This window comes from Bowdeniella nasicola (assembly GCF_001907295.1).
GTDB classification, from domain to species: domain Bacteria; phylum Actinomycetota; class Actinomycetes; order Actinomycetales; family Actinomycetaceae; genus Bowdeniella; species Bowdeniella nasicola.
Genome location: NZ_MQVR01000096.1, coordinates 1 through 7997, shown reverse-complemented (window position 1 = coordinate 7997; position 7997 = coordinate 1). Strand labels below are relative to the sequence as shown.

General features: G+C 65.6%; 8 protein-coding genes. 5 read left to right on the top strand and 3 right to left on the bottom strand.

Going from position 1 to position 7997, the window contains the following annotated elements:
• Positions 1 to 110: 110 nt before the first annotated feature.
• Genes BSZ39_RS11650 through BSZ39_RS11645 form a run of 3 tightly spaced genes read left to right on the top strand, consistent with a single transcriptional unit; the run spans position 111 to position 2568 of the window.
• Positions 111 to 872 (top strand): GNAT family N-acetyltransferase, encoded by a 762-nt coding sequence (locus tag BSZ39_RS11650; protein ID WP_073717493.1) that lies wholly within the window; start codon positions 111 to 113, stop codon positions 870 to 872.
• 35 nt (positions 873 to 907) lie between these two features.
• Positions 908 to 2176: a chymotrypsin family serine protease gene (locus BSZ39_RS13670; RefSeq protein WP_143180525.1), complete on the top strand. Its 1269-nt coding sequence runs from the start codon at positions 908 to 910 to the stop codon at positions 2174 to 2176.
• The gene (locus tag BSZ39_RS11645; RefSeq protein ID WP_073717492.1) at positions 2173 to 2568 is read left to right on the top strand and encodes a hypothetical protein; all 396 of its coding nucleotides are present in this window, start codon (positions 2173 to 2175) and stop codon (positions 2566 to 2568) included. The genes BSZ39_RS13670 and BSZ39_RS11645 overlap by 4 nt, the downstream gene beginning before the upstream one ends.
• Here the strand turns inward: BSZ39_RS11645 and BSZ39_RS11640 are convergent.
• The 3 genes from BSZ39_RS11640 to BSZ39_RS11630 all read right to left on the bottom strand — a co-directional run bounded on the left by BSZ39_RS11640 (position 2565) and on the right by BSZ39_RS11630 (position 7122).
• Positions 2565 to 3605, bottom strand: coding sequence for an aldose epimerase family protein (locus BSZ39_RS11640; protein ID WP_083603323.1), 1041 nt, complete (start codon positions 3603 to 3605; stop codon positions 2565 to 2567). The genes BSZ39_RS11645 and BSZ39_RS11640 overlap by 4 nt on opposite strands.
• A 19-nt stretch (positions 3606 to 3624) precedes the next feature.
• Positions 3625 to 6120, bottom strand: a complete 2496-nt coding sequence (locus tag BSZ39_RS11635) for a four-carbon acid sugar kinase family protein (protein WP_073717491.1) — start codon at positions 6118 to 6120, stop codon at positions 3625 to 3627.
• 411 nt (positions 6121 to 6531) lie between these two features.
• Positions 6532 to 7122 carry a TetR/AcrR family transcriptional regulator gene (locus BSZ39_RS11630; protein ID WP_073717490.1) on the bottom strand — a complete coding sequence of 197 codons (591 nt, stop codon included), beginning with the start codon at positions 7120 to 7122 and terminating at the stop codon, positions 6532 to 6534.
• Positions 7123 to 7206: 84 nt separating this feature from the next.
• Between BSZ39_RS11630 and BSZ39_RS13665 the strand changes: the two genes are divergently transcribed.
• Together BSZ39_RS13665 and BSZ39_RS11620 are read left to right on the top strand one after the other, a co-directional pair.
• The gene (locus BSZ39_RS13665; protein WP_143180524.1) at positions 7207 to 7482 is read left to right on the top strand and encodes a hypothetical protein; all 276 of its coding nucleotides are present in this window, start codon (positions 7207 to 7209) and stop codon (positions 7480 to 7482) included.
• A gap of 69 nt (positions 7483 to 7551) precedes the next feature.
• Positions 7552 to 7932, top strand: coding sequence for a GNAT family N-acetyltransferase (locus BSZ39_RS11620; RefSeq protein WP_073717488.1), 381 nt, complete (start codon positions 7552 to 7554; stop codon positions 7930 to 7932).
• Positions 7933 to 7997: the final 65 nt, after the last annotated feature.

Here is a 7997-nt window from a genome sequence, read left to right as displayed (position 1 = left end):
AAACCTTCATCTTCGGAGGGCCTCGACCCCTTCAACCAGCCGCCACGCCGCAAACCCGAACAACGCTACCTACACCCTGGATTGTGAAGAGCCCAGAAAGGACATGCGCTATGGCCCCAAATCCGGCCCTTGTCATTCGGACCGTTCGCGACGAGGCGGAGCTCGGCTCCGTGATCGACGACTTGCTCGTGCCCGCCTTCCCGCCCGCCGAGCTGGGGTCGCCCGATGCGCTGCGCGAGGCGTGGCGCAACGGCGAGATGGACGTCGTCGTCGCCGTCGCTGACGAACGGCTCGCCGGGGCGGCGATTGCCACGTGGCCGAGCGACCCGCACGAGGTCATCTTGCTGACGTGGCTCGTCGTCGGCCAGGCCGGACGCGGCCGCGGCACGGGCGGCCAGCTGGTGCGCTCGGCGCTCGCTCGCTGGCAGGAGCGCTTCGACCCGCTGCTCGTCGTTGGCGAGGTGGAGGATCCGCGGTTTAATACCGGATCTGCGGCGACGGGCGACCCGGTCGCGCGGCTGCGATTTTACGAGCGGTTGGGCGCGCAGGTCATCGACCTGCCGTTCGTGATGCCGCGCGTCGTCGGCCAGGACCGCGTCGACCACATGCTGCTGCTCGCCCTGTCCGGCCGGGCGCTCAACGATCCCTCGCAGGAGAGTACGGCGGCGCAGGAGAGTACGGCAGCGTACCAGAGCGATGCCGCCGAGTTCGGTCCTGCACTCGAGCGGTTCTTGCGGGCCTACGTCGAGGCCTCCGGCGAGGAGCGCCCCTACCGCCCGGAAATCGAGGTGATGCTCGTCGCCGCGCCCTACACGCGGATCCGCCCACACCATCAAGGATCTTGTCGCGGGACCACTCGCCTGGTACGTTGAAACTGTCGCCCAGTTCGCGAACGTGAGGTACACTGATGTCCCGCATCTTCCCGATCACCCGTCGAATCCTCGAACTCTTCTCGGTGTCACTCGCTATTGCCGCTCTCGCGATTCCCCAGCCCACGGCCTCGGGAATCTCACACAATTCGGCCACATTCAGACCCCCGCCTTCCCCCACCGGAGAGACACCAACAGACCATCCCGAGCCCAGGCGATGGTACGGTGAGGCACCCCCCCAAGTTGATTCGCTGATAGAAAAGCTCGGGGAACTTACCGATCGACACAATGACGTCTTTGCCGGCGTAGCTCTTGCTTTTGATCGTCAAACGGTCAACATTTACACGGCCGCGACGGACTATGACACTCGAGCTCCCGAGGTGGCCAAACTCATCGAGCTCAATTCTCGGCTAGTAAACATTGTTCCTGTTGAACACTCGAAGACAGAACTACTTGAGATTGAACAGGAAGCCACCGCTATGGTAGGCGAAAATAATGTCCTATCATCTTACATTGATGTGACACAAAACCGAGTTGTCGTCGGAGTCTCACCGGATGCTCTAACCAAAGCTCGCTCGACTTTCCGAGAATTCCTCGATGACTCCCCCGTTGTCTTTGACGCTGTGCGCTCTGCACAGGATTCTGTTGGACGGTACGACGACTATCCACGCTACTTCATGGGAGGGGAAATAGTTGCAATGGGATCCTCTTGCAGTACTGGAATCCCTGTCACATTCGATGGCGTTAAGGGATTGCTGACGGCAGGACACTGCCCCGGCAGCAGGTACACTACGCCACAAGGCAAGTTTGTAGGAAACCAATACACAACCGCCTACCCAGGAAATGCATATAAGTATGGAGATTGGAAGATCCTTTACGGAAGCACGTACGCTCCAAACGTTTTTAACGGACCTGCCAATTCTTCAACGGCATCCAACTATAAGATTACGGGAATAACTAAGCGTAGAGTTGGCCAGGAGGTTTGTTCTAGCGGCAGGACAACAGGACAGATCTGTCGCTATGTTATCGAAGCCATAGATAGTTACCTGACAGTGGAGGGCGTACGCTCAGAAAAACTGACCCACATTTATCATGACGGCGACCGCAATGGATACAGTGACTGCAACGGCTGGAGAGACGGCGACTCCGGTGGTCCACTATACGCCACCACAACCACGGCAGGGAGTGTTACAGCTCAAGGCATTGTAAAAGGCGAGTACCGGAATTACCTAGGGAGATGCCGCTATTCATATACCCAATTTGACGGTGTCACAGCCTGGCGCTCGAATGTTAGGTTAGACCGATGATTCGAACCAGCATCACAGCGATTATCGCCGTCGGGCTTCTGTGCTCCTGCGCCGACACGGAAGACGTGCGCGTGCCCACCAAGGCGTTCGTGGGATCCTGGAACTCGGTAGCCATGCGCACGACGGTGGAACGAATAGACGTTAACGGCTCGTGGGTGTGCCCTATCGTCACGCACGAGGGCGAAGAATCGCTTCTCATCCTGCCGCCGGGTTCGACTGGAGCGATCACGCCCGAGGTAAGTTTCACCGTCGACGGATTCACCGTCACCGAAGGGCAAACATTCACAGGCGCCGAACTTCAGAAGTACAACGGTTCGTACGCGTGCGGGGACCGAGAGTACCCGAATGCCGTCCAACTACCAGATAGCCATCTATCGACGCCCTCTCACTAGACGATCGCCGAGATGCCGCATGCGAGCGAGATCGACTCGCCCGCCTCGAGCACGTCCGCGGGGAAGAAACGCTCCCGCACGGGATCAGGCGTCAGATCATTGAACGCCGCCGGCGCACACGTGAGCGGCTCGATCGCGAGCCCGACGCGGTCCCAGTCGGGGATGTCGGGCCGGTCGGCGGTAAACAGCTGAACCCACGGAGCTTCGGTCACGACGCGCACGCCCACGAGCGACGAGCCATCGCCCGGTGCCGCAGCCTCGTCGCCACCAGCCGCACTCCGGCGCAGCTCGATGACGGCCACCTCGTCGCGCCGCCCCGTGAACGCATGATCGATATGCCGCCCCGCCAGGGACACCGGCCGCGACAGGTCGAGGTCCGGCAGCCCGGCCGCGAGCGCGTCGGCCACGGGAATCACCTCGTCGGGCAGCAGCCGCTCCCCGCTCGTCAAATACACCTCGTCGTAAGGCAGCTCGACGCTCATCTCATCGACGCGCGCCCCGCCCACGGTGAAGTACGGATGCATGCCCAGCCCGATCGGCGTCGGCCCCGACATCGCATGCGCCGTGATCGCCCAATCCAGCCCGGAATCGGCGTCCAATCGGTAGGTGACCTCGACGAGCACGTGGTGCGGATAGCCGAGCTGCGCCGGGATTTCGGCGACGAGGCTAATGAAGCTCTCTTCCTGCTCGACGACGGTGAACGGCGCGAACGTCACGAGCCCGTGCAGGGCGTGCCCGCGCTCGACCTCGTTGATCGGCAGCTGATTGTCGGCCCCTGCGAAGCTCCAGCGCCCGTCGATGACGCGATTCGGCCACGGCGCGAGCACGGCGCCGCGGAATTGCGGCCGAATTTCGTCGACCGTCACCGGAGCGACGAGGTCCTCGCCGTCGTAGGTCAGCGCGGCGAGCGAGCCGCCGACGCCCGAAATCGTCGCGCGGTACGGCCCCGCCTCGATGTGGTGCGCCGGCCACATGCGCTGCGCGCCGGGAAAAGCAAACACCTGGGCGGCGTCTGCCGCGTCGTCGTCGGGAAACATGCGGACCTCCTGTGGGACGTTAGTGACGTTCTTCGGGTTCGGTCAACCGGATAATGACGGAGTCGTCGGCCTCGCCCCAGCCGGCGCGCTGGCCGAGCAAAAACATCTGCTCGGTCAGGCCCGCGAGCGGCACGCCGACGCCACTGTGATAGGCGGTCGATGCGACGATCCCGAGGTCTTTGACCATGACGGCGAGCGGGTTGTGGACCGGCGCTGCGGCCGTCGTCGTGTCCGAATGTGCGGCCTTCATCCGCTCCGCGCGTTCCGTCGTGACGAACGACGCGGTATCGGATAGGCGCAGGAAATCGACGACGGCGTCCCGCTCGAGGTTGAGCGCGCGCGCCAGCGACAGCGCCTCGGCCGTCGCGAGGACCTGGACGCCGGCGAGCAGCTGGTTGACGATCTTCATCGCTTGGCCATCACCCGGAGTCGTACCGACGTGGACGATGCGCGCCGCGAGCGTGGTCAGGGTTTCTTCGGCGACGGCGAGGGCGTCGGTGGCGGCGCCGACGGCGATGAGGAGTTCGCCGCGGCGGGCGCGATCTGGGCCGCCGGAGACGGGCGCGTCGACGAGGTGGATGTCGCTGGCCGCGAGCCGCGTCGCGATCTCGCGTGCCTCGGCAACGCCGACGGTGGAACACAACACGACGATGGCGCCCGGCGCGAGGATGGCCGCGATGCCGTCGTCGCCGAACAGGACGTCGGCGACCTGGGCGGCGTCCCGCAGGTTAAGCAGGACGAGGTTAGCGCCATCGGTGGCCTCGCGGGCGGACAGGGCCGACGTGACGCCGTGACGCCACGCGAGTTCCCGACGGGCCTCAGCGATATCGAATCCGACGACGCTGAAGGTCTCGGCGAGGCAGGCGGCGATCGGCAGGCCGGTGGCGCCGAGCCCGATGACGGCAAGATGCGATGCGGCGGGAGCATCTTTGGACTTCGCTGCTTCGGTGGTCTCTGACGCGCCTGCGTCTGCGCCCGCGCGAGTGGAGTCCGCTTCCCCGGCATCGGCCACAGCCGGTGCCGTGCGTGCCTGAAGTGCCCGCGGCGCGATCGCGACGGTCGGCGGAACGAGCCTCGGCTGCCGCGGCGGAATCGGCACGTTCGCACACAGGTCGACGACGTCGGTGAGTGAGTACTCGTCGCCAATCGTCCCGGCATACACCGCGAACGGCACGCCGTCGGCCGGACCACCCTCGGCCTGCCACAGCGACACGGCCCCGGGCAGCAGCGGCCCGCGCACCCACGCGCGCCGAACCCCGAGCGCCCGCGCCACCGTCGTCGCAATTGCACCGCCGCGCGAGACGACGAACCGCAGCGGATGCTCGGCCACGATCTTGCGCACGATCGCCAGCAGCCCGGACGCGAGCCGCCCGTCGAGCGAATAGTCCGTATCCCCCGAGGAGCCGTCGCGCGAGAGCCGCAGCACGACGTGTTCGGCGTCGAGGCCCTGCGCCGCGCGCGCCACGACCTCGTCGATATGCATATCGCGCCGGTGATCGAGCAGCGCGGGCAACGAGATTTCGACCTCGCGCAGGCCGCGCCGCCGCCGCAATTCGCGCAGCTGCCGGTCGGTCAGGCCCGCGGGCTTGCCGACGAGCACCAGCCCGTGCTTCGCGCCCTCGGCCCGGCCGCCTTCGCGCAGCGCCTCGATATCGGACCCGCGCAGCGTCGCCGGCCGATCCTGCCCCAAGTATTCGCGGATAAACGGCGGCGCCACGCGGAACAGGAACCGCTTGCCGCTCTCTTCGGCGCGATACAGCGCCAGGGCAAGCGCCCGCAAATCAGAATCACTGGCGGCATCGACGACGATCGGCATCCCGCCGCGCGCCGCCATGAGAATCGCGGCCACCGCGTCGATGCCCGAACGCAGCTGGGCCAACGTCATGCGCGTAACCGTCGACGCCGCGATCCGTCCGCCCGTGCGCTGCTCGATCCATTCCGGAATGCTCGACGTGTCAAACGCGAACGCCGGATCGGCGGCATATTCCGTCGTCGCCGCCGGATGATAGATGTCCCGCTCCCCACGCACGTAATGGATGGAGTCGACGGTGATGCGCCCCGCGTCGGGGAACGCCGGACACACGATCAGCCCGTCGATGTGGTGATCGGCATCGGCCGCGAGGCAGGAGGCGACGACGTCAGTCTCGAGCGGATAGTGCCCACGCAGCGTCGAATCGGAGCGCAGCGCGACGTCGATGTCGACGCCCAGCTCATCGGCCGCTGCCAGCGCCGCTCGCGTCACGTCGAAGTCGCGATCCTCGGTTTCCGTCGCACTCATCGCACGCGTCCCGGTCACCACGTGCACGCCCGGCGCACCGGTCGCCAGCGCCCATTTGAGATCCTCTTGGCTCCACGCGGTCGTGACGGGCAAACCTGCGACGGACTGGGTTCCCGACGCGTGGTCATCGAGCACGACCAGTTGCCGGGTGCGTCCCGTGCGGGCTTCGCGCACCTGTCGCGGAGTGACGTCGACTTCGGGCGGATAGGCGGAAAGTAGCTCGGCGAGAGTAGGCACGAGGGAAGCTCCTTTACGTCGGCTGCGCGTCCATTGTCCCCCACCGAATGTGACGACGTGCATGACCTCGGGCCCGGATACGAAGGCCCGAGAGTGTTGGCCGTGGTTGTCCGAAGGTGCGTGTCAGTGTGGTTGGCGTCCACAGGTTGCGCTGCAGGGTTGACGAGCGGTCGGCATCTGGTAGTTGATTGGCTTCCAGTTGCTCGACGCACTCGTCAGCTCGATGAGGCGCATTACCTAACGGTTCGTGGAAGGAGGCACCTCATGGCAGCCGCGGCAACGACTCAAGGGTCCCCGAACAACGCGGACTATGACGCCTCGACGCCGAGATTCCAACTCGCCACCGACTGGAGATTCAACCAAAAAATCCACGGCCCACCACCCTTCTAGTGAGGTGGCGAAGCGTGCCGATTAAGCGGGGATGCCGTGGGGGCGGCCGAGCGCGGCCCGCAACAGCACGAGCGTCGTCTCCGTGACCTCGGCGAGGTCGGCGCCGTCGACGACCGCGCGCGCCGCCGCGTCGATCATCCCCTGCACGAGCTGGGCCGCGAGCGTCGCGTCGGGCGCCTTGCAGTCGTGGGCGATCCGGCGCAGCGGGTCGAGCAGGCGTTCATGCCACACGCGAAGCTGGCCGCGATGGCTCTCCGGGATCGCGCTGGCATCGATGAGGCCCGCACAGTAGCCGGTCGCGGCAGAGGCCAGCGACGTGCGGACGTATGCCTCGATTTGTGCCATCGGGCCCTCGTCGGCGTCAGCGATTGCCGCTTCCAGATCGTGCACGGTCTCGGCCATGAGGTGCTCGAGCGCGCCGATGAGGAGGTCGGCGCTGGAGGGGTAGTAGTGGTAGACGGCGGTGCGCGAAATATTGGCGCGCTTCGCGACGGCAGCTGGTGTGAGTGCCTGCGGTCCGCCCTCGACGAGGAGGTTGGCCGCGCTTTGCAGCACCTGTTCTTCGCGCATGGCTCGGTGCTCGGCGACCGTCGACGCCTCAATCTTCGGCACTGTCGCCTCCTTCGATGTGGATCCGGTGGATGGTGAGTCCAATGGATGTCAGTTTAGCCCGCGACGCGGACCGTTTCGGGGCTCGTGTCTGTCATATCACGCGGATTCGCCCTGATTGCGTTCGTCGGCATGCTGAAGCTTGCGCCCAATACGCGCGATACGCACACGCCGCGATCGCTCGCCATGTGCGCGATCGTCTTCTCGCTCATCGAGGCGAACAGCTTCGGCTGGGTACGTCGGCCCGAAGGCGGCATAGCTCTCGCGTGGGCGACGCCCGCGAGCAAATTCCGGCGATTTCGCAGCGCTCGCCCGAGGCAGGCTAGGCGGCCGCCGATTCGCTCATCGACGCCACGCGGCTAAGCGGGCCGCGGGTGTGGTTGCGGGTATGGTCGCGTACTGTTTGTCTACCGGCAGCGAAGGAGACGCAAAGTGACCGACGACGAAACGGCGGCAGAACCGCGCATCGGGCTGCGCCCGCTCACCAGCGCTGACGCGCCGGTCCTTGCCAGCTGGGGCGTCGACGACGAGTTCCGGCTCGCCGTCGAATGGAGCGATGGGACGCTCGCGGAGCACGAAGCCGTCTTCCGCGCCAGCATCGCCAATCCGCCTGCTGAGTTGCATCGGCGTGCCGCGATGGGCGGCGGCGAGCTCGTCGGCTATATCGATCTGCACGGCAGCGAGCCGGGTGTGCGGGAGCTCGGCTACCTGATCGGGCCACGCGCGGCCTGGGGTCGGGGGCTGGGGACGGCCGTCGCCCGGACGGGGCTCGCCCATGGTTTTAATGGCTCTTGGGACCTGAGCGTGGGGTGATGGGTTCGAGGGTGGGCGTGTCGGGAGTGCGATAGGGATCGAGGCCCTCAAGAATCGGGGTTACC